This window comes from Acidiphilium multivorum AIU301, assembly GCF_000202835.1.
GTDB lineage: Bacteria > Pseudomonadota > Alphaproteobacteria > Acetobacterales > Acetobacteraceae > Acidiphilium > Acidiphilium multivorum.
In genome coordinates this window covers 1,367,952-1,387,944 of record NC_015186.1, presented here as the reverse complement: position 1 = coordinate 1,387,944, position 19,993 = coordinate 1,367,952, and the positions used below count along the sequence as shown (strand labels likewise).

21 protein-coding genes are annotated in these 19,993 nt (G+C 71.6%); 10 read left to right on the top strand and 11 right to left on the bottom strand.

The genetic code is table 11. From position 1 onward, the window contains the following. The first annotated feature begins 8 nt into the window (after positions 1 to 8). The 5 genes from ACMV_RS06105 to ACMV_RS06085 are packed head-to-tail and all read left to right on the top strand — an operon-like array spanning position 9 to position 4,937. A complete protein-coding gene (locus ACMV_RS06105; protein ID WP_013639869.1) occupies positions 9 to 1,268 on the top strand; it encodes a hypothetical protein in 1,260 nt (419 codons plus the stop codon). Continuing rightward, a complete protein-coding gene (locus ACMV_RS06100; RefSeq protein ID WP_013639868.1) occupies positions 1,265 to 2,578 on the top strand; it encodes a hypothetical protein in 1,314 nt (437 codons plus the stop codon). The genes ACMV_RS06105 and ACMV_RS06100 overlap by 4 nt, the downstream gene beginning before the upstream one ends. After that, positions 2,575 to 3,858 (top strand): Ni Fe-hydrogenase III large subunit, encoded by a 1,284-nt coding sequence (locus tag ACMV_RS06095; protein WP_013639867.1) that lies wholly within the window; start codon positions 2,575 to 2,577, stop codon positions 3,856 to 3,858. Before ACMV_RS06100 ends, ACMV_RS06095 begins: the two co-directional genes overlap by 4 nt. Continuing rightward, complete coding sequence (locus ACMV_RS06090; protein WP_013639866.1) at positions 3,851 to 4,345, top strand: NADH-quinone oxidoreductase subunit B family protein; 495 nt, start codon at positions 3,851 to 3,853, stop codon at positions 4,343 to 4,345. Before ACMV_RS06095 ends, ACMV_RS06090 begins: the two co-directional genes overlap by 8 nt. After that, on the top strand, positions 4,338 to 4,937 hold the full coding sequence (locus ACMV_RS06085) for a ribonuclease HII (RefSeq protein WP_013639865.1): 600 nt from the start codon (positions 4,338 to 4,340) through the stop codon (positions 4,935 to 4,937). Before ACMV_RS06090 ends, ACMV_RS06085 begins: the two co-directional genes overlap by 8 nt. A gap of 19 nt (positions 4,938 to 4,956) precedes the next feature. Here ACMV_RS06085 and ACMV_RS06080 read toward each other — a convergent pair whose 3' ends face one another. The 4 genes from ACMV_RS06080 to ACMV_RS06065 all read right to left on the bottom strand — a co-directional run bounded on the left by ACMV_RS06080 (position 4,957) and on the right by ACMV_RS06065 (position 9,045). Next, a complete protein-coding gene (locus ACMV_RS06080; RefSeq protein ID WP_007423156.1) occupies positions 4,957 to 5,250 on the bottom strand; it encodes a hypothetical protein in 294 nt (97 codons plus the stop codon). 223 nt (positions 5,251 to 5,473) lie between these two features. Further along, on the bottom strand, positions 5,474 to 7,258 hold the full coding sequence (locus tag ACMV_RS06075; protein WP_231844495.1) for a Hint domain-containing protein: 1,785 nt from the start codon (positions 7,256 to 7,258) through the stop codon (positions 5,474 to 5,476). Between the two features lie 183 nt (positions 7,259 to 7,441). Then, complete coding sequence (locus ACMV_RS06070) at positions 7,442 to 8,305, bottom strand: prephenate dehydratase (RefSeq protein WP_007423154.1); 864 nt, start codon at positions 8,303 to 8,305, stop codon at positions 7,442 to 7,444. Further along, positions 8,302 to 9,045 carry a 3-deoxy-manno-octulosonate cytidylyltransferase gene (locus tag ACMV_RS06065; protein ID WP_007423153.1) on the bottom strand — a complete coding sequence of 248 codons (744 nt, stop codon included), beginning with the start codon at positions 9,043 to 9,045 and terminating at the stop codon, positions 8,302 to 8,304. The genes ACMV_RS06070 and ACMV_RS06065 overlap by 4 nt, the downstream gene beginning before the upstream one ends. A 92-nt stretch (positions 9,046 to 9,137) precedes the next feature. Between ACMV_RS06065 and ACMV_RS06060 the strand changes: the two genes are divergently transcribed. From ACMV_RS06060 to ACMV_RS06050, 3 genes are read left to right on the top strand one after another with little or no spacing between them, the layout of a single operon-like run. Next, the gene (locus ACMV_RS06060) at positions 9,138 to 10,562 is read left to right on the top strand and encodes a c-type cytochrome (protein WP_007423152.1); all 1,425 of its coding nucleotides are present in this window, start codon (positions 9,138 to 9,140) and stop codon (positions 10,560 to 10,562) included. Beyond that, on the top strand, positions 10,559 to 11,329 hold the full coding sequence (locus ACMV_RS06055) for an inositol monophosphatase family protein (protein WP_007423151.1): 771 nt from the start codon (positions 10,559 to 10,561) through the stop codon (positions 11,327 to 11,329). Before ACMV_RS06060 ends, ACMV_RS06055 begins: the two co-directional genes overlap by 4 nt. Next, positions 11,326 to 11,766 (top strand): GNAT family N-acetyltransferase, encoded by a 441-nt coding sequence (locus ACMV_RS06050; protein ID WP_011941667.1) that lies wholly within the window; start codon positions 11,326 to 11,328, stop codon positions 11,764 to 11,766. Before ACMV_RS06055 ends, ACMV_RS06050 begins: the two co-directional genes overlap by 4 nt. A gap of 6 nt (positions 11,767 to 11,772) precedes the next feature. Here the strand turns inward: ACMV_RS06050 and ACMV_RS06045 are convergent, their stop codons facing one another. Genes ACMV_RS06045 through ACMV_RS06015 form a run of 7 tightly spaced genes read right to left on the bottom strand, consistent with a single transcriptional unit; the run spans position 11,773 to position 19,013 of the window. Next, positions 11,773 to 12,837 (bottom strand): tartrate dehydrogenase, encoded by a 1,065-nt coding sequence (locus ACMV_RS06045; RefSeq protein WP_013639863.1) that lies wholly within the window; start codon positions 12,835 to 12,837, stop codon positions 11,773 to 11,775. Then, positions 12,837 to 14,246, bottom strand: a complete 1,410-nt coding sequence (locus ACMV_RS06040) for an APC family permease (protein ID WP_007423148.1) — start codon at positions 14,244 to 14,246, stop codon at positions 12,837 to 12,839. The genes ACMV_RS06045 and ACMV_RS06040 overlap by 1 nt, the downstream gene beginning before the upstream one ends. Before the next feature lie 52 nt (positions 14,247 to 14,298). Further along, the gene (locus ACMV_RS06035; protein WP_007423147.1) at positions 14,299 to 15,186 is read right to left on the bottom strand and encodes a lysophospholipid acyltransferase family protein; all 888 of its coding nucleotides are present in this window, start codon (positions 15,184 to 15,186) and stop codon (positions 14,299 to 14,301) included. After that, entirely contained in the window at positions 15,183 to 16,130 is a 948-nt protein-coding gene (gene lpxK / locus ACMV_RS06030; protein ID WP_013639862.1) for a tetraacyldisaccharide 4'-kinase, read from the bottom strand. The genes ACMV_RS06035 and lpxK overlap by 4 nt, the downstream gene beginning before the upstream one ends. After that, positions 16,130 to 17,368: a 3-deoxy-D-manno-octulosonic acid transferase gene (locus tag ACMV_RS06025; RefSeq protein ID WP_013639861.1), complete on the bottom strand. Its 1,239-nt coding sequence runs from the start codon at positions 17,366 to 17,368 to the stop codon at positions 16,130 to 16,132. The genes lpxK and ACMV_RS06025 overlap by 1 nt, the downstream gene beginning before the upstream one ends. Further along, a complete protein-coding gene (locus tag ACMV_RS06020; RefSeq protein WP_049796628.1) occupies positions 17,353 to 18,072 on the bottom strand; it encodes a lysophospholipid acyltransferase family protein in 720 nt (239 codons plus the stop codon). The genes ACMV_RS06025 and ACMV_RS06020 overlap by 16 nt, the downstream gene beginning before the upstream one ends. Continuing rightward, positions 18,069 to 19,013 (bottom strand): LysR substrate-binding domain-containing protein, encoded by a 945-nt coding sequence (locus tag ACMV_RS06015; protein ID WP_013639859.1) that lies wholly within the window; start codon positions 19,011 to 19,013, stop codon positions 18,069 to 18,071. The genes ACMV_RS06020 and ACMV_RS06015 overlap by 4 nt, the downstream gene beginning before the upstream one ends. A gap of 157 nt (positions 19,014 to 19,170) precedes the next feature. Between ACMV_RS06015 and ACMV_RS06010 the strand changes: the two genes are divergently transcribed. Further along, a complete protein-coding gene (locus tag ACMV_RS06010) occupies positions 19,171 to 19,530 on the top strand; it encodes a DUF883 family protein (protein WP_007422910.1) in 360 nt (119 codons plus the stop codon). Positions 19,531 to 19,560: 30 nt separating this feature from the next. Continuing rightward, a complete protein-coding gene (locus tag ACMV_RS06005; RefSeq protein WP_011941673.1) occupies positions 19,561 to 19,977 on the top strand; it encodes a hypothetical protein in 417 nt (138 codons plus the stop codon). The last annotated feature ends 16 nt before the right edge of the window (positions 19,978 to 19,993 follow it).

Sequence of the window (19,993 nt, the reverse complement as noted above, 5' to 3'; positions counted from 1 at the left end):
AAGGGGACATGGCACGCCCCGCGCCCCGTCCGCTCGCGCGACTGTCGTCGATCGCGCCCGTTCCTGCTGCCGGCCTGGCGCTGGCCGGGGCGGTGCTGGCGCTGGGGGGCGCGGTCGTGCTGACCGGCCGGCTGGCGGTCTCGGTGCCGGAACTCGGTCCGGCGGGCGGGCTGGCGCTGGCCGTCGATCCGGGCCGGGCGGGCCTCATCGCCGCCGTGCTGGCAGGGGGCGCCGCCGGCCTGCTGGCGGCGCCGGGTCTGGGCGTTTCCGCGGTGCTGATGCTCGCCGGCCTCATCGCAATTCTCGCCAACAATCTCTACACGCTTGTTTTTGCGGCATTGATCGTGGGGTTCCTGGCCGCTCGCCACCGCGCCGCGGCACCCGCTGCGCTGGCGGTGCTGCCAGCGACGCTGCTCGCGGTGGCGGAGACGCTCGGGCAGCCCGGCATCCTGCTGGTGGCCGGAGCGGCGCTGTTCCCGGCCGGCTATCTCCTCGCCGCGCTGGGCGGGGATCTGCTCCGCTTCGCCCAGGGCGCGGCGCTTGGCCTTGCCGGGCTGGCGCTGATGGCGGCCGGGCTCGGCGATGCCGGGGCGATGCGGCTTGCGCTGGAGACCGGCGCGCTGGCGGCGCCGGCGCTGGCGCTTGCGGCGTCGCGGATCGAGGACGTGACGGGTTCGCGCGCGCCGGACTGGCTGGGCGGGCTGGCGCGCGGTATGCCCGGCTTCGCGCTGTGTTTCGGCGGTGCGGCGTTCTGGGCGAGCCTGCTGCCGCCGGGACCGGGCTTCGTCGCGTTTCAGGGCGTGTTCGCGGCAGCGCTGCGGGCCGGCTGGCCGGGCGCGCTGGCCGCCATCGCCCTTGCCGGCGGTTTCGCGCTGGCCGGGTTCGGTTCGGTGGGGCTCTTCGCGCTGGTCTGCCTCGGCCGGCCGCGCAGCCTGCGCGCCGCCGCCGCCGAGGATCTGCCGCGCCGTGATCTCGTCGCGCTCGGTCTGCCGGCCGCCGCCGCCGCCGCGCTTGCCCTCGTCACCGCGCCGTTCCTGCTCCTGATCCCGCTCGGCGTGCTGCTGGGGCTGTGGCGCTGGAGCCTGCGCGCCGGGCCGATCGAGGCGCCGGCCTTCGAGGACGGGTTCGCCCGGCCGCCCGCATGGTTGCCGTTCGGCGATCCGGTCACGCAGATGAACGCGACGGGATTTGCCGCGCCGCTGCGGGGGGCCGCATCGTGGTTCGTCCGGCGGGTCCGGATCTCGCGCCGGGGCTGGCGGCGGCCATGAGCCCGGCGCTGCTCGCAAGCCGGACCATCGCGACCGGGATGAACATGGCGCTGCTGGCGGGGTTCGCGGTGCTGCTCGAATGCGCCCGCGCCCGGCTGGCGGGGCAGCTGGCCGGGGCGCCAGGTGTCACCTTCGCGCAGCCCTTGCGCGATCTCCGCCGCCTTGCGCGAAAGCGCCGCATCCGCCCTGCCTTTGCCTCGCCGCTGCACGGCATCTGGCCGCTGGCCGCCTTGGCGGCGACGGTCATGGTGATCGTCGTCATCCCCGGTTTCGCGGCCGGGCAACTGACCGCCGGGCGCGCCGGCCCGGCGCTGTTCATCGGCCTGCTCGCGCTCGGGCGGGCGATGCGGGTGATGGCGGGGATCGACGCCGGGGCGGCCATGCCCGGCCTCGCCGCCGCCCGGCTGGCCGCATCCGGCCTCGGCGCCGATCTCGCCTGGCTGCTCGCCTTTGCCGCGCTCGCCGCCGCGCCGCGCGGGACGACGCCGGAAGCCGTTCTCGCGGTGCTCGGGGTGTTGCTGACCTGGCCCGGTTCCGCGCCGGTGCCGGGCGATTATGCGGGGCCGGACCGCGCGGTCTTCGTTGTCGAAGCCATGCTGCGCCGGGCCGCTGCCCTTGCGCTGCTGGTCGCCCTCGTCGCGCCGCCCGGCCTCGCGCATGCCACGGCACCGCTGGGCTGGCCGGAGGGTATCGCGGTCTATGCCGCGAAGCTCCTGATCGCGGCGGCGGTCCTGGGGGCGCTGCGGCTGGTCCTGCCGCGCGGCGCGCCGCGGACCGGGATCGTCCTCGCGCTGGCGGCGCTGGGGGTGGCCCTGCTGGGTGGGGTGGCGCCGGATCGGCTCGGCCTCGCGGCGGGGCTGCTCGGCGTGATCGGAGGTGCGATCCTGCTCTGGCGGCGCTGGCCGGCGGAGGAGGCGCTCGCGCTGCTGCAGGGCGGCGCGGCGATGGTCGGGTTCGGGCTGGGCGATGTGAAGGGGGCGATCACGATTCTCGTGGGTGTGGCGCTCGGGCGGGTCGCCGTCGCGCTATCCGGCGCGGGCGGGTTGCGGATCTGGGCGATCGCGGCGCTGGCCGGCCTGCCGCCTTTCGGCGTGTTCGCCGGCGATTTCCGCATCGTTGGCGCGGCCGCTTCCCTGTCGCCGCTGCTGGCCGCGTCCCTCGTCGCGCTGATCGGCGCGGGCGGCGCGCGCGCGCTGACGGCACCCGCGCCACCCGGCGCGGAGAGCGTGCCGATGCGCGGGGCGGCCGTGCTCGGCCTGCTCGTCCTGATGGTGGTGCTCGGGGCGGCGCCGGTGGCGGGGCTGCAATGAGGGACGCCGAGATCGCCGGCCTGCTGGCCGCATCCACGGTCGAGCCCTGCGGCGGGGCGGCGCTGCATCTGCTGACGCCGGCGGACTGGCAGCACCTCGCGACGCTGGTGGATCCGGCGGATTTCGCCGGCCTGTTCGTGGCCGATGGCCGCGCCCATGCGCTGTTCTTCCGCGCCGCGCCGCTGCTGGTCGCGGTGACGCTGGCGGACAAGGCGTTTCCCGCCCTGTCCCCGTCCATTCCCGCCGCTTCCTGGTTCGAGCGGCTGGCCGCCGAGCGCGATGGCGCGATCGCGACGGGCGCGGCCGACACGCGACCGGCCGTCCGCCACGGCGAGGGCGACGCCGCCTGGCCGCGCTTCGCCGAACCGGCGGGCGAGGGGGCGTTTCAGGTCGGTCAGGGGCCGGTTTCGGGGCTGATCGCCCGGCCGGTTCATCGCCGCTTCACCATCGAGGCGGGACGGATCGTCCGGCTCGAGCATCGGCACGGCTATGCCCATCGCGATGTCGCCGCGCTGCTGCACGGCAAGTCGCCGCGCGCGGCCGCGCGTTTCGCGGCGCGCCTGGCCGGCGATGCCGTGGTCGCGCACGCGCTCGCCTTCGCCCGCGCGGCCGAGGCAGCGGGCGACGGCGCCGCCCCGCCCCGCGCCGCGGCGTTGCGCGCCGCGATGCTGGAGATCGAGCAGGTGACGGCGCATCTGCTCGCGCTGGCGGGGACGCTGGACATCGCCGGTCATGCCGGCCTTGCCGCGCGGCTGGGCCGGGCGCGGGACGATATCGCCGCCGCCGTCGCGGTGCTGTTCGGCCACCGGCTGATGATGGATGTCGTCATTCCCGGCGGGATCGATGTCGATGCCCGGATGGAGGCGCTGCCGGCGCTGGCCTCGGCCCTGAACGATGCGGCGGCGGCGGCGCGGCGGATCGGCGGGTTCGGGGTGCGCCACGCCCTCGGGCCGGCTTCGGCGCTGGCGCGGGAGCGGGCGCGGGCCATCATCGCCCTCGCGCCCGGCATCGCGCCCGCGATCGACGCCGCGCCGGCGGGGGAGATCGTCGCGCCGCTGCCGCCGGTGAGCGCCCGCGGACTCGGCTCCGCCGCTTCCGCCCGGGGCATGGTGCATCACTGGGTGAAGCTGCATGACGGGCAGATTGCCGCCGCCGCGCTGATCGATCCCGCCGCGGGGCGGTTCCGCGCGCTGGAGGATGCGGCCGTCGGGCTGGAAATGGAGGCGTTCGCCATGCTGGCCGAATGTTACGCGCTGCCGCCGGGGGCGATCGATGGATGAGGATGATCCCGTCCGGGTGCTGAGCGCCCGGCTGGCGGCCTCCGGCCAGGCGCTGCTCGGCCGCAGCCTTGCGGTGCGGCATGTCGATGCCGGCAGTTGCGGCGGCTGCGAGATCGAGATCGCGGCCTGCCGCCGGCTGCGCGGCGGCATGGCGGCGCAGGGAATCGCGATGGTGGAGGATCTTCGCGCCGCCGATATCCTGCTCGTCACCGGGGTGGCGACGCGCAACCTGGCCGAGGCGGTGCGCAAGAGCCTCGCCGGGATGGCGCCGCCGCGCTTCGTCGTCGCTGCCGGCGACTGCGCGCTCGATGGCGGCGTGTTCAAGGGCGTGCCGGCGGTTCTCGGCGGTGTGCAGGCGGTGATTCCGGTGGATCTGCTGATTGCCGGCTGCCCGCCCGCGCCACGGCAGATCCTCGCGGGGCTGGTTGCGCTGGTCGAGGCGAATGCGCGCGAACCTCGCCGGGCGCGGGTCGAGCCGCATGCCTGATTTCAGCCGCGAGCTTGCGCTGGGCGGCGTGGTGGCCGGCGTGGACGAGGTGGGGCGCGGGCCGCTCGCCGGGCCGGTCGTGGCGGCGGCGGCGATCCTGCCCGCCGACCTGCCGCCGGAGATCGCGGCACTGATCGATGATTCGAAACGTCTTTCGCCGGCGCGGCGGGAGGCGGCGCTGGCCGCGCTGATCGAGTCTGGCGCCGCGATCTCGGCGGCGGCGGCCTCCGTCGCGGAGATCGCGCGGCTCAATATCCTGCAGGCGAGCCTGCTGGCGATGCGGCGGGCGGTGGCGCGCCTGGCGGTTCGGCCGGATCATGTGCTGGTCGACGGGCAGGTGGCGCCGGATCTGCCGATGCCTTGCACGCCGGTGGTGGGCGGCGACGGGCTTTCGCTCTCGATCGCGGCGGCCTCGATCGCGGCGAAACTGGTGCGCGACCGGGCGATGAGCCGGCTCGACCGGCGCTATCCGGGATATGGGTGGGCGCGGAATTCAGGGTATGCAACGAAGACGCATCGAGACGCCATCCTGGGTCTCGGCATTACCCCGCATCACCGGCGGGGATTCGGACCGCTGCTGCCGCCGGCCTGAGCGGCGCGGGCGGGCCCGGTCAGCCGTATTTCCGCTCCGGGTGGCGCAGGTGCCAGAGCCGCTCATGCGCGGCGACGAGGCTTTCGATGCTCTTGCGCCGGTTCGCGTCCGGATGGATCGAGCGCCGGGTCAGCAACCGCTCCAGGATCGCCAGCAAATCCTCGGCGATCTCGTAATCGTCCTGGTCGCAGGCATGGTGAAAGGCGATGAGAATCTTGTCCGACAGGCGGCGGCTGTACCGCGTCGGCGAACGCTCGGTCTTACCGGCATCTTCCGTGGTCAAATCGGGGGCGTCGGTGTCGGTGAGGGCCATTGCAGCGATTCCTGTCATTCCTAAGAGTATATTACCAAATAGTAATCGAAATTCAAAACTTTTTTATGATCTAAATCAAATTGAGTAAAAAAAATTCACCCTTTGTGATGTTCGTAAGCGAGAATCAGCAGGTTGCGAAGCTGAAATTTGGACGAGGCGGTCTCCGAAAAAGTTAATATTACATTAAAGATTGAACATCTCACCGGCTGCGACGATTCCTATGCTATCCGCCGGCCCGCTGCCAGAGGCGCGGGAAGGCTTCGAGGCAGACACGGATGCGCCGAGCCTGGCGTGGCAGCATGATTTCGCCACGGCCATTGGTCCATCTTGCCGCGTCGCCTGACGCACGATTGTGAAAGCCCTGGACAGCACAGTTGTCGAGCTCAATCTCGCCGAGGTCGGTCTGCAGCGCGGCGAGGGCGACGCCGAGCGTGCGCCGGTCATCGGACGCGGGATCGACGCAGGCCGGCACGAAACACGATGACCGGAGAATGGCCCTGCCGTCATGCCCGGAAGGGAGGGACAGCCAGTCCGCGGTTTCGACGGGCAGGATCACGCCTCCTGTCCACAGCGCGGCGTCCCGGACGGTGCCGACCCGGAAGCCCTCGGACAGCGCGCGATGATGCAGCTGCTGCCGCACCGCGAGGAGCGCCGGCCCGCCGGTGCAGAGCGGCGCGCAGGCATCCCGGTCCCAGCGGAGATCGCGGACCGGCCAGGCCTGCGCCGTGGTGAAGCCGGCGCGGTTGCCGGTGTCGAGGTAGCTCTCGCATGGCGCGCCCTCGGCCAGGATCACGTCGTGCCGGGCCAGTTCGACATGGTAGTAGGTGATGGCGAGGCAGGCCTCGTCCTGCGTGATGGTCGCGCCGTTGACGAGGAACTTGGCGGGAATCAGGAGGTTGTCGAACCAGACCGCGTGATCGGGCGAAAGCCGCAGGCGGCGGGCGGGGACGCCGTCGGCCATCGATCCGGGCGCGAAGCAGACCGGTTTCACCTTCTCGGGCGCCGGGTGCATCGCGAGATCGAGCGTGCGCGAACCGGTCCAGATGACGGGCACGAGCTTTCCATCGGCCGTGACGACCTCGTCGCCGGCGGCGAGGGTTTCGACCGGGCGAAGCCCCTGGCGGGTCAGGATAAGGGTGCCGCGCGCGAAACAGGGGGGATCGTAGGCGCCGCCGCTGATCGTCGTTCCGCCGGAGCCGGTCTCGACATGGAAGCCGGCCGCGTCCCGGAGCACGAACTGCCCGTCGACATGGCCGGTGGCGTCGATGAGGCTCACGGTATCGCCGGTCTCGCGGACCTCGCCGTTGCGCAGCGTCGGCAGGACGATCGTGTCGCCGGGCGCGAGGTCGGCGATCGTGACGCCACGGCCGAGATAGGGATCGTCGAGCGTCAGCGTCCCGCCGCCGGGGCCGAACAGGAAGATCTGGCCGGCGACGCCGTCGGCCAGCAGGGCGGAGGCGCCGCCGCTCAGGGCGATCAGTCCGCCGCCTTGCACGGCGCCGCCCTCGACGGCGAGCGTGCCCGCGGCAATGTCGACGGTGCCCCGATTGTCGAATGCCGTGCCGCCGATCTCGACCAGCGCGCCGGCGCCGATATCGATCGTGCCGTCATTGCCGAAGCTGGGCGGAGCCGCGCCGGGCAACCCGGTCAGGGCGCCGAGATCGACCACGACATTGAGCGTCGCGTCGCAGGCGAGCGAGATGGTCCCCATGCCGACGGCGGAATCATAGGCGAACAGGTCGGCGGCGGCGGCGACGTCGAGCCAGGAGTTTCGCCCCAGGGCAACCGCGCCGCCGTTGCCGACCAGCCCGGCCGCGTCCGCGCCACCCTCCAGGCGGATGGCGGTCTCGATCGTCATGGTCGGGTCGATCGAGGCGAAGAGCCCGACGATCTCGGCGGTGACGCCGGCGGAGGGAACGGTGCCGCCGCTCCAGTTGCCGGCCGCGCCCCAGTCGGCGGACGGGGTGGTGTCCGGCCGGAAGAACTCTGTCGTCGGGTGGTCCGCCATCGCGCATCTCCAACGGCCCGGCCCGGTCATCATGAGCCGGCGGCCGCCAAGGAGGCGTGGTTTTTACGCCCGAATTTAAAGGCGCGTTAGCAGAACTGTTCCGTCATGACAAACGAAATATGGCTCGATTTTCGGAAAAATCCTGAAATTGACGAATATTTTCCGATTTTTCCACCAGAGGTTTCAATCCGCGGCGGGCCCGGTCGCGCGCTGCTGGAGGCGGAACGGCGCCGCCGGATACACGCCGAGGATGCGGATTTCGCGCGAGAAGAAATCGAGCTCCTCGAGGGCGAGGCGCACGTGGCGCTGTTCGGGGTGGCCGTCGATCTCGCTCAGGAACTGGGTGGCGGCGAACTGGCCGCCGACCATGTAGCTCTCCAGCCGCGTCATGTTCACCGAGTTGGTGGCGAAGCCGCCGAGCGCCTTGTAGAGCGCGGCCGGCACGTTGCGCACGCGGAAGACGAAACAGGTGATCAGGTCCGCCTGGTCCGGCGGCGGCAGGCGGGGCGTGCGGGCCATGACGTAGAAGCGGGTGGTGTTGTGCGCCGCGTCCTCGACGTTGCGGCGGAGGATGTCGAGCCCGTAGATCTCGGCCGCGAGGGAGGAGGCGATCGCGGCGCGGGTGGGATCGTTCCAGCGGGCGACGAGTTCGGCCGAGCCGGCGGTATCCGCCTCGACCACGGCCTGGGCCCCGAGCTCGCGGATCAGCGCGCGCACCTGGCCGAGGGCGACGGCATGGGAATGCACCTGACGGATGCCGGCGAGGCTGGCGCCCCGCGGCGCCAGCAGGCAGTGCTCCACCCGCTGGAAATGCTCCGCGATGATCGAAAGCCCGGACTCGGGCAGCAGGGCGTGCATGTCCGGCACCCGGCCGGCGAGCGAGTTCTCGGTCGGCAGCATGGCGAATTCGGCCTCGCCGGTCTTCACCGCCTCGATCGCCGCCTCGAAGGTCTGGCAGGGCAGGGTGGCCATGCCGGGATAGGCGGTGCGGCAGGCGAGGTCGGAATAGGCGCCGGGCGCGCCCTGGAAGGCGATTCGGGTTGTCATGCGGCAAGGTTCCTGCGGGCGCGGTCGAGGTCTTCCGGGGTATCGACCCCGAACGGGGCCCGGTCAATCCGCGCCGCGCCGATCCGCATCCCGAGTTCGAGGGCGCGGAGCTGTTCGAGCTTTTCGCGCAGTTCGAGCGGCGAGGGCGGTGCCGCGACGAAACGGTCGAGTGCCGCGCGGCGATAGGCGTAGACGCCGACATGGTGCCAGAGCGGTCCCGGCCCCGAGGGGATCGGGTTGCGCGAGAAATAGAGCGCGGGGGCGGCGATCCCCTCGCCGAAGCCGCAGGCCGCCTTGACCACCGAGGGGGAGGCGGCCTCTTCCGCCGTGGTGACGGGGGCGACGAGGGTGGCGATGTCGAAGCCCGGATCGTCGAGCACGGCGATCAGGGTGCGCAGCGATTCGGGCGGGAAGCCCGGAAGATCGCCCTGGAGATTCACCACGATGTCATGAACGCAAGCCGGGTCGATCGTGGCGAGGGCGGCGTGGATCCGGTCCGATCCGCTCGGCAGGTCGGGGTCGGTCAGCACCGCGGTGCCGCCGGCCGCGCGGACGGCGTCGGCGATCGCGGATTCGGCGCAGGCCACCGCGACCGGGCCGATCGCCGCTTCCCCGGCGCGGCGGAGGACATGGACAATCATCGGAATTCCGCCGATATCGGCGAGGGGCTTGCCGGGCAGGCGGGTCGAGCCGAGCCGTGCCGGGATCAGAACGATGGGAGCCGGAATGTCTGCCTCCATGAAGGTCGCATGGCGAACGCGACTGTTATCGCTTGTCGCACTTTCCTAAATCGCTATACATCCGTCCGTAAAGCTTTGGAGGGACCGCGCTTATGAGTGATCAGAACCACCCGTCTTCCGGACACGGCGGCAAGGGCCGCGACCCGCTGCTGCTGAACAAGATTGCCGGTGGCATTCTCTCGGCCGGGCTCCTGGTCTGGATCGCGATCCATATCGCTGGCGTGATGACCGGCGAGAAGGAGGTCAAGAAGCCGGTCATCAAGACCGCCGAGGCGCCCGTCGCGGCCAAGACCAGCGGCATTCCCTCCATCGACGGGCTGATCGTCAAGGCCGACGTGAAGAAGGGCGAGGCCTTCGTGCAGCAGCAATGCGCGGCCTGCCACACGCTGAACAAGGGCGGCGCGGCCGGCGTGGGGCCGAATCTCTACGGCGTCATGGGCGAGCCGATGTTCAAGAAGGCCGGCTATACCTTCTCCGGCGCGGTGACGAAGGCCGCCTCCGGCGTGTGGACCTACCAGAAGATGAACGAGTGGCTGGATGACCCGCAGAAATTCGCGCCGGGCACCCGCATGGGCTACACGGGCATCAAGAACGACAATGTCCGCGCCGACGCGATCGCCTATCTGCGCACCCTCTCGGACAACCCGATCCCGCTGCCCAAGCCGGGCGCCGGCGGTTCGGCCGTCGCCTCGAAGGGGGCGGCGCCAGCGGGCCTCGATTCGGGCGCGCCGGTGATCACCACGCTTTATGCCAGCGCCGATGCCAGCAAGGGCGAGGCCTTCTTCCAGCAGCAATGCTCGGCCTGCCACACGGTCACCAAGGGCGGGGCGAACGGCGTCGGGCCGAACCTTTACGGTGTCGTCGGCGCGCCGATGTTCGCCAAGGCCGGCTACACCTTCTCCGGCGCGGCGAAGAAGCATGCCGACGGCAAGTGGACGCCGCACGAGCTCGACGAATGGCTCTACGCGCCGACGAAGGCGGTGCCGGGCACGCACATGGCCTATCCGGGCATCAAGAACAACCAGACCCGGGCGGATGTGATCGCCTATCTCAACAAGCAGTCCGACCATCCGGTGAACCTCGCCGCCGCTGCGGGCCCCGCCGCGACGACGGCGACGGCCGCCGGTGCGGCGCCGACCGGGCTCGATTCCAGCGCGCCTTCGGTCAAGACGCTGCTGGCCAGCGCCGCGCCGGCCAAGGGCCAGGCGATGTTCCAGCAGCAGTGCTCGGCCTGCCATTCGATCAACAAGGGCGGTGCCAACGGCGTCGGCCCCAATCTCTACGGCGTGGTCGGCGCGAAAATGTTCGCGGCGGCGGGCTACAGCTTCTCCTCGGCCGCGAAGAAGCATGCGACCGGCGACTGGACCGCGCATGAGCTGAACGAGTGGCTCTACGATCCGATGAAGGCGGTGCCGGGCACGCACATGGCCTATCCGGGCATCAAGAACAACGTCGCCCGCGCCAACATGATCGCCTATCTCAACCAGCAGTCCGACCATCCCGAAACCTTCAAATGAGCTTTGATCCGGTCGCCGTGGCCTCGGCCGCGGCGGATGCCTCGGGGGCGGTGATCCGCGCGCATTTCCGCGCGCGGATCGACGTCGATACCAAGGCGGATGCCAGTCCGGTGACGCTGGCGGATCGCGGCGCCGAAGCCGCGATCCGCCGCGTTCTGGCCGAACGCTGCCCGGACCATGCCGTGATCGGCGAGGAGATGGGCGGCAAGGCAGGCGGGCGCTTCACCTGGGTGATCGACCCGATCGATGGCACGCGCGCCTTCATCACCGGCCGGCCGGTCTTCGCCACGCTGATCGCGCTGCTGGAGCATGGACGGCCGGTGCTCGGCCTGATTGACCAGCCGGTGCTCGGCGAGCGGTGGCTGGCCCATGAGGGCGTGCTGCGCTTTTCCGGCCCGCATGGCGGCGCGCCGGGAACGCGGGCGGTGGCGTCGCTGGCGGAGGCGGAGCTTTCCTGCACCTCGCCCGAGATGTTCACCGAGGCGCAGTTCGGCGGCTTTCGCCGCCTTGCCGGCGCCTGCCGCAGGGTGACCTATGGCGGTGATGCCTATGGCTACGGGTTGCTGGCGCTCGGGCAGATCGACGTCGTCGCCGAGGCCGATCTCAAGCCCTGGGACTGGTCGGCGCTGGCGCCGGTGATCGAGGCGGCGGGCGGGGCGATGACCGACTGGCGGGGCGCTGAGCTCACGCTGGAGAGCGACGGCACCGCGCTGGCGCTCGGCAATCCCGCCCTGCTCGGCGATGCCGTGGCGCTGCTCGGCGGATGACGCCGGCGATCGTCCATCTCACCGCGCGCTCGGACGACCTGGCCGAATGGCTCGGCCGGGGCGAGACGCTGCACCGGGTGCTTCGCCCGCAGCTTCCGGCCGACTACGAAGGCGCGATGCGCACGATCCTGGCCGAGGGGGCCGAGATGGCGCTGCTGCACGAGGCGGCGGTGCCGCGCGCGCTGGCGGTGTTCCGCGCCTTTCACGACACGGCGAACGGCTATCGGTTCTATATCGACGATCTCGTCACCGATCCCGACTGCCGCAGCGCCGGGCATGGCGCTGCCCTGCTCGGCTGGTGCGAGGCGGAGGCGCGCCAGCGCGGCTGCGACCGCCTGACGCTCGAATCCGGCACCCACCGCGAGCGGGCGCACCGGTTCTATTTCCGCGAGGGCCTCGCGATCACCCTGTTCGGCTTCGCCAAGCCGCTCCGCTGAGCGGGATCAGACCGCGGCGGTGATGGCCGCGGCGAGATCGTCCATCTTCGCGGTGCCGCCGAGATCGGGCGTGCGCGGCGAGGCGGGATCGCCGAGGGCGGTCTCGATCGCGCGGAGGACCAGGGCCGCGGCCTCGGCCTCGCCGAGATGATCGAGCATCATCGCGCCGGCCCAGATCGCGCCCACCGGATTGGCGATGCGCTGGCCGAAGATGTCGGGGGCCGAGCCGTGCACCGGCTCGAACATCGAGGGGAACTTCTTCTCCGGGTTGAGATTGGCCGAGGGGGCGACGGCGATCGTGCCGGTCACGCCGGGGCCGAGGTCTGAAAGGATGTCCCCGAACAGGTTCGAGCCGACCACCACGTCGAACCGCTCCGGGCTCATCACGAAGCGCGCCGCGAGGATGTCGATATGGTACTGGTCGGCGCGGATCTCGGGGTATTCGGCGCCGATCGCGGCGAAGCGCTCGTCCCAGAACGGCATCGAGTGGAAGATCCCGTTCGACTTGGTCGCCGAGGTGACGTGCGGGCGGCCGAGGCGGCGGGCGAGGTCGAAGGCGTAGCGCAGGATGCGGTCGGTGCCGGCGCGGGTGAAGATCGCGGTCTGCTCGACGAACTCGCGCTCGGTGCCGGCGAACATCCGCCCGCCGATCTGGCTGTATTCGCCCTCGACATTCTCGCGCACCACCCAGAAATCGATGTCGCCGGGCTTCTTGTTGGCGAGCGGGCAGGGCACGCCGGGCAGCAGGCGGACCGGGCGGAGGTTCACATACTGGTCGAACTCGCGGCGGATCGGGATCAGCAGGCCCCAGAGGGAGATGTGGTCCGGCACGCCGGGATAGCCGACCGCGCCGAGAAAGATCGCGTCATGGTCGGCGAGGCGGGCGATGCCGTCTTCCGGCATCATCCGCCCGGTGGCCTTCCAGGTTTCGCAGCTCCAGTCGAAATCGCGCCAGTCGAGCGTGAAGCCGCAGGCGGAAGCCGCACGGTCGAGGACCGTGCGGGCCGCCGGGATCACCTCGCGACCGATGCCGTCACCCTCGATGACGGCGATGCGGTGGCGACGCGACATCAGTATTCCTCGTCGGCGACGTAGGAGCCGATCTTCTGCACGAGATCGGGATCGCGCTTCGCGAGCGACAGGCCGTAGATGATCGAGAGGATCAGCACGCCGAGCGCCGCCCAGGGATAGATGTTGTAGGGGTAGGGCTGGCCCGGCTGGATCAGGCCCCAGAGCGGGAACAGCATCAGGACCGTGCCGACGATGGGGATCAGCGCGTGCTTGACCGGGTTGAACTCGTTGCGGTGATGGCGGAGCATGTAGACCGGCAGCGCGATGTTGGTGACGAGATAGGTGAGGATCACCGGGATCGTGCCGAGCGAGCCGGTCTCGCCGAAGAGATCGACCGGCTTGATGTTCCAGCCGAAGAAGATGACGATGCCGAGGGCCACGAGCACATAGCTCCACATCGCGACGAAGGGCGTGCGGTGCTGCGGGTGGATCTTGCCGAAGAAGCGCGGCAGCAGCCCCTCGCGGCCGGAGCTGAACAGGATGCGCGCCTGGCTGTTGGTCAGGCCCAGCAGCGAGGAGAAGATGCTGGTGACGCCGGCGAGATAGGCGATGATCAGGAACGATGCCGCCGAGGCCTTGAACGCGTCGACGAAGGGAATGTCCGCCTTGCCGATCGCGGTCGCGTTGTTGTGGAAGGCGATTTCGGTGGCGTAGGCGAGGAACATGTAGAGGATGCCGATCGACAGCGTGCCGATGATCAGCGCGCGCGGGATGTTGCGCCGCGCGTCGCGGGTTTCCTCGGCCAGGGTTGCCGAGTTCTCCCAGCCGATGAAGAGGTAGATCGCGATCGGGAAGCCGAGGCCGATGCCCTTGAGCCCGCCGGAGAGGTGGCTCCACTCGAACGGCGCGAGGCTGAGATGGCCGGCATTGACCACCAGCATGGTGATCGCGCCGATCAGCAGCAGCGCCAGTTCGAAATAGAAGAACACGGCGGCCCAGGTGGTCGAGAGGGCGACGCCGCGCGAGACCAGGATGCCGACCAGGCCGGTTTCGAGCAGGCTGAGCAGCTGCCAGGGAATGTTCAGGCCGAGGAACAGCTTCAGCGTGTCATGCGCCCAGCCGCCGGAGATCACCACCACCGAGGAGGCGGCGACGACATAGCCGAACACCACGAAGATCGAGGCCGCCGCCCCTGCCGCCGGGCCGAACGCCATGCCGATGAAGGTGACGAAGGAGCCGGTCGAGGGCCGGTATTTCGAGAATTCGGCGAGGGTGTTGGTCAGGAACAGCACGACCACCATGGCGACGAGGATGGTGAGCGGGGCGGCGACGCCGGCACCGCTGACGATCAGCCCGAAGCCGAAGAAGAAACTCATCGCCGGCGCGATGTTGGCGAGCGTCGAGGCGACGATCTGGGGCAGGCCCAGCGCGTCGCGCTTCAGTCGATGATGCGAACCCAGAACAGACATGATGGCTCCCGGTTTTGATTATTGTGCGTTCATATTACCCGACAGGGGGACGTTAGGCCACCGGCTTTGGCCAGCGCCGGTGCAGCCAGAGCCACTGGCCGGGACGCTGGCGCACCCAGCGCTCGATCGTCGCGTTCATCCAGGCGGTGCCGGCGGCGATGTCGGCCTCGCGGTCGTCGGTGACCTCGATCCGGTGCAGCTTCTCGAAGACGATGCGGATGCGCGCCGGGCCGATGCGTTCCGCGCGCACCGGCAGGATCGGGCAGCGGAACTTGCGGGCGAAGACGGCCAGCGCCGGGGCGGTCATCGCGTCGATTCCGAACAGCGGCGAGGCGATGCCGTCGTTCAGCTTCTGGTCCATCAGCATGCCGAGAATGCCGCCGCGCACCAGATGGGCATAGGAGCCGCGCGCGCCGGCGGCGCCCTTGGCGAACATGGTGACCGGCTCGCCGGTGGCCTGCTCGCGCAGGTCGAGGATCAGGCGGTCGACCGCCGGGTTGGCAGCGGCGCGGTAGAAGAAGGCGAGCCTGACGCCGAGCCGGTGCAGCACCGGCGGGATCAGCTCCCAGTTGCCGAAATGCGCGGTGAAGATGAGCGCCGGGCCGCCCTGCGCGGCGAGGGCCAGGCAATGCTCGCGGCCGACGATCTCGTAGCCGGGGCCGGCATCGGTTTCGCGCAGGGCGGCGAGATGCGGGAATTCGCCGGCGGTGCGGGCGAGGCTCTCCCACACCTCGCGGATGATGCGGCGGCGCGCGGCCTCGTCGAGTTCCGGCATGGCGCGGCGGAGATTCTGATCGGCGACGCGCGAGGTGGGGATCAGCGGGCCGATGCCGCGGCCGAGCGCGCCGGCGAGGTTGCTCGCGGCACGCGGGCCAAGGGCGCGGAAGATGCCGAGGAAGGCGCGTGCCGCGGTGGTTTCGATCTTGTGCAGGAGGCTCATGTCAGGAACCGATCAAGCGCGGCCGGGTCGTCGAAGGCAAGCCCCGCCTCGATCACCGCGCAGCGTGCGCGGAATGCCGGCGGCAGTTTCACCGCGTCCTTCGCGGTGGTGGCGAGGCGGGCGCCGAGGCGGCTTGCCTCGGCGTCGAGCCGGGCGAGATCGGCCGGGCGATAGGCGTGATGGTCGGGGAAGGGCAGCGTGCCGGCGATCTCGGCGCCGGCATCGCTGAGTGATTCGAAGAATTTCTCCGGCCGGCCGATCCCGGCGAAGCCGAGCACGCGGGCGCCGGCGAGCTGCCCGGCATCGGTGACGAGGCGGGCGGTGAGCACGGGCAGGGATGGCGGCAGCGCGGCGCGGGCGCCGGTGCGGTCGGCGCCGATCAGCACCGCCGCGGCGCAGCGCCGGGCGGCTGCTTCGACCGGCTCGCGCAGCGGCCCTGCCGGCAGCAGCCGCCCGTTGCCGAAGCCGGCCCCGCCATCGATGACGAGAAACGACGCGGTTTTCACCGGATCGGGGTTCTGCAGCCCGTCATCCATGACGATGGCGGTCGCGCCGGCGGCGACCGCGAAGGCGGCGCCGGCCGCGCGGTCGCGGGCGACGATGGTCGGCGCGGTCGCGGCGAGGAGCAGCGCCTCGTCGCCCACCTCGGCGGCGCCGTGCCGGGCGGGGTCGACCCGCAGCGGCCCGGCGAGGCGCCCGCCATGCCCGCGGGTGAGGGCGAAGACCGTCTCGCCCCGGTCGGCGAGGTGGGCGAGCAGGTGCCGCGCGAGGATGGTCTTGCCGGCGCCGCCGACCCCGGCATTGCCGGCGCAGAAGACGCGCGCGCCGGAGCGGAATCCCGGCCGGGCGACGCGCCGGGCGGTCAGCGCGCGCGTGATCGCGCCGAGCGGGGCGAGGAGCGGCGCCGGGAAGGCGTCGGTGGTCCAGAAGGCGGGGGCGCGCATCAGGGAGCCTCGTCGAGAACGGTGCGGGCCAGCCGGGCGGGCAGGCCGGCGAGCCCGGCGCAGGCGGCGCGGCCGGATGCGGCCATCGTCGCGCGGCGGGCGGGATCGTCGAGCAGGGCGGCGACGGCGGGGGCGAGGTCGTCCGGCCCGGCCAGATCGGCGAGGGCGCCGGCCGCGCGCAGCGTCGCGGCGGCTTCGGCGAAATTCGCCAGATGCGGGCCGCTGAGCACCGGGCAGCCGAGCTGCGCCGCCTCGATCATGTTGTGGCCGCCAATGGGGACCAGCGAGCCGCCGATGAAGGAAACGGCGGCGAGACGGTAGAACAGGCCGAGTTCGCCCAGCGTGTCGGCGATGTAGAGCCCGCCGGCGGCGGGCGCCTCGCCGCGCGAGCGCCGGGAAACGGGCAGATCGCCGGCGAGACCGGCGATGGCGTCGGCGCGTTCGGGATGGCGCGGCGCGATGATGGTGACGAGGCCGGGCCGGGTTTCGCGCAGAATGCGATGCGCGGCGATCACCGGCGCATCCTCGCCCGGATGGGTGCTGGCGGCGAGGACGAACGGGCCGGCTGCGGCGGCGGCGAGTGCGGCGCGGGCGGCGGGATCGTCCGGCAGGTCGGGGGCGGCGAATTTCAGGTTGCCCCAGGTCTCGACGCGGGTGAGGCCGAGGCCGCGCAGCGAAGCGGCATCCGGCGCCGATTGCGCGGCGATCAGCCGGAACCCGCCGAACAGGGCGCGGGCGAGGCCGGGCGCGCGGCGCCAGCGCGCGGCGCTGCGGGCGGAGAGGCGGGCGTTGAACAGGAAGCGGGGGATGCGCCGCGCGTCGAGCCCGGCGAGCAGGTTCGGCCAGATCTCGGATTCGAGGAACACCGCCGCGTCCGGCCGCCAATGGTCGAGAAAGCGCGTGGCATGGGCGGCGACGTCGAGCGGGACGAACTGGTGCAGCGCCCGCGCCCGCGATTCGGCAAGGGCGGCGGCGGTGCGGGTGCCGGTGGTCAGCAGCACGGTTGCGCGGTCGGCCAGGGCGTCGATCATGCCGAGGGCGGACATCGTCTCGCCCATGCTGGCGGCATGGACCCAGACGAGCCGGCCCGGCGGCCGCGCCAGCCCGGCGATGCCGTAGCGCTCCGGCAGGCGGGCGGCGATTTCCTTGCCGCGCCGCGCCCGCCGCGCCAGCCAGAACGGCAGCAGCGGGGCGATGCCGGCGGTGGCGAGGCGATAGGCGGTCAGGCCTGCCGGCATCGCGCGAGCGCCTCGTCCAGCGTGCGGCTCATCTCGGCCTCGATCTGCGGCAGCGCGGTTGCCCAGTCGTCCCGGGAGACGGCGATCGGCGCCGAGGCGACCAGCGCGCCGCGGCCGAAGGGCAAAGGCAGGCGCATCGAATCCCAGCTGTCGAGCCGGAAGGCGTGGCTGGTGGCCGCACCGGCGCAGAAGACCGGCGCGCCGGTCAGCGCCGCGAGCTGGGCGACACCCGCCGCCGCCCGCCGCCGCGGGCCGCGCGGGCCGTCCGGCGTGATCACGACCGGATGCCCGGCGCGCACCAGCCGGGCGAGTTCCAGCAGCCCCGCCGCGCCGCCGCGCGACGAGGAGGCCGAGATCGCCTCGAGCCCGAAGCGGCGCAGCGCGTTGACCACGAGCTGGCCGTCGCGGTGGCGGCTCGCCAGCATGTAGGCCGTCGGCGCATCCGCCGGGCGGCGCAGGGCGTGCATCGCCGCGGGCATCGAGGGCAGGCATTCGTGCCAGCAGGCGACGATCGCCGGCGCGCCGCCGCGGAGCACGTCGATGAAGGCATCGGCATCGATCCGCCAGCGCGTCGTCCGCAGGCTGAAGCCGAGGGCGGCGCCGACCATCGCGCCGATCCTGGCCTGGATGGCGGGCGACTGGGTGCGGGACTTGAAGGCGCGGATCATCGCGGTGGCGGTAGCACCTGCCGGGGCGTGCGTCATCCTTGTGCCGGGGCATGGGTGCAGGGCGGCCGGTTCGCGGCAAGCTGGCCGGCGAGATCGCGGAAGGCCGCCTCGCGAGGGTCCGATGCCCGCCAGGCCAGCACGATCGTGCGGCCCGCATCCGGATCGTCGAGCCGGCGGCAGACGACGAGGTCGCGCAGTTCCGGGCGGGCGGAGACGGCGAGTTCCGGCAGCAGGGAATAGCCCTCGCCGGCGGCGATCATCTGCCATAGCGTTTCAAGCCCGGTGGCGTGGCGCGTCACCGGCTTCGCGTCGCACAGCGACAGCGCGTGGTCGCGCAGGCAATGGCCCTCTTCCAGCAGCAGGAGATCCTGCGTCGGCAGGTCGTCGAGCACCAGCCGGCGCAGTCCGGCGAGCGCGTGGCCGGGCGGGGCGGCGAGCTGGAATGGCTCGAAGAAGAGCGGCGCGGCGCTGAAATGTCCGCGTGGCACGGGGGCGGCGAGCAGCACCATGTCGAGCGCGCCCTCGGCGAGGCGGTCGAGCAGGCGCGCGGTGCGTCCCTCGGCGAGGCGGAGCGACAGGCCCGGCCGCGTTACGCGCAGCAGCCGGAGCACGAAGGGGAGATAATAGGGCCCGAGCGTCTCGATCGCGCCCAGGCCGACCGTGCCGGCGAGCCCCTGCGGCTGTTCATGCGAAAGGCTGAGCAGATGTCGCGCTTCGGCCATCACCCGTTCGATCTGGGCCAGCAGCGTGACGCCGGCCGAGGTCAGCGTCACCCGGCGGCGGGTCCGCTCGAACAGGGTGACGCCGAGAATGGCCTCGAGCTTGCGGATCTGCTCGGACAGCGCCGGCTGGGACACGCCGCAGCGTTCCGCCGCCTGGCCGAAATGACGGAGTTCGGCGACGGCCTGGGCATATTCGAGATCGCGGAGCGAGAGCCCGGCGAGGGATCGGGGCAGGTCGGGGTGCGGAGACGCCATCGCGGTCGTGTAATCGCAATTTCCGAATGACGGAAGCTTGAGTATCGAGATTGCCTATCGGGAGCCGGACGAGTCCGGCCTGGCCGCTTGAAGCGCCCGGCGCGGCTTCCCATTCCTGAATCATCGATCACGTCGAATAGCGCGAAAGGAGGCCGGGATGGCGGACTGGAATGCAAGGCGGAAAGAGGCGGCGGACATGCTGGGAAGCGAATTCGGCCGCTTCCAGCACGAGTTCGACGATCTGCGCACCAGGCTGGGCCGCCTTGCCGGCGAGGCCGCGCGCGATTTCGGCGACGGACCGCAGAAGCTGACGGAACTGCGCGGCGCGCTCGATGGCCGGCTGGCGGTGATCGAGCGCGAACTCGATGCGCTGAGCCGCGACCTGCGCCTGCAGGGCGGGGCGGTGACCGGGCGGATCGGGCAGTCGGTGCGGGAGAAGCCGCTGGCGGCGCTGGCCGTCGCCGCAGGGCTCGGGTTCGTCGCGGCGCATCTGTTTCGCCGGCGCCGCGCGCGGTGACCCGCGTGCCGCCCCCGGCGGGGCGCTGACGTGCTGCGCTTCCTGACCGAACTCTTCTTCGACGGCGCGACCATGCGGCGGCTCGGCCTGAGGGTCGGGCTCGGCGTTGCCGCCATCGTCGTGCTGCTGATCGGGCTGGTGTTCCTGCTCGTCGCCGCCGAACAGGCGGTGGCCGCGGCGATCGGTCCGGTTTACGCGCCGCTCGTGTTCGCCGGAGCCTGTGTTCTGCTCTCCGCCCTGCTGTATGGGATCGGCACCTATGCCTGGCGCAGCCGGCCGCGGCCGCTTGCCGCCGCGGCGCGGGCCGGGGTGGTGCGCGAGGGGTTGGCGGTGTTCGCCGCGCTGTTGCGGCGTGAGCCGGCGAGACTGGTCTTCGCGGGGCTCGTCCTCGGGGCGCTGGCCGAATACCTGCAAAAACGCGAGGACAAACCCGACGAAAATTCGTGATTCGCGGGGAAAGGGA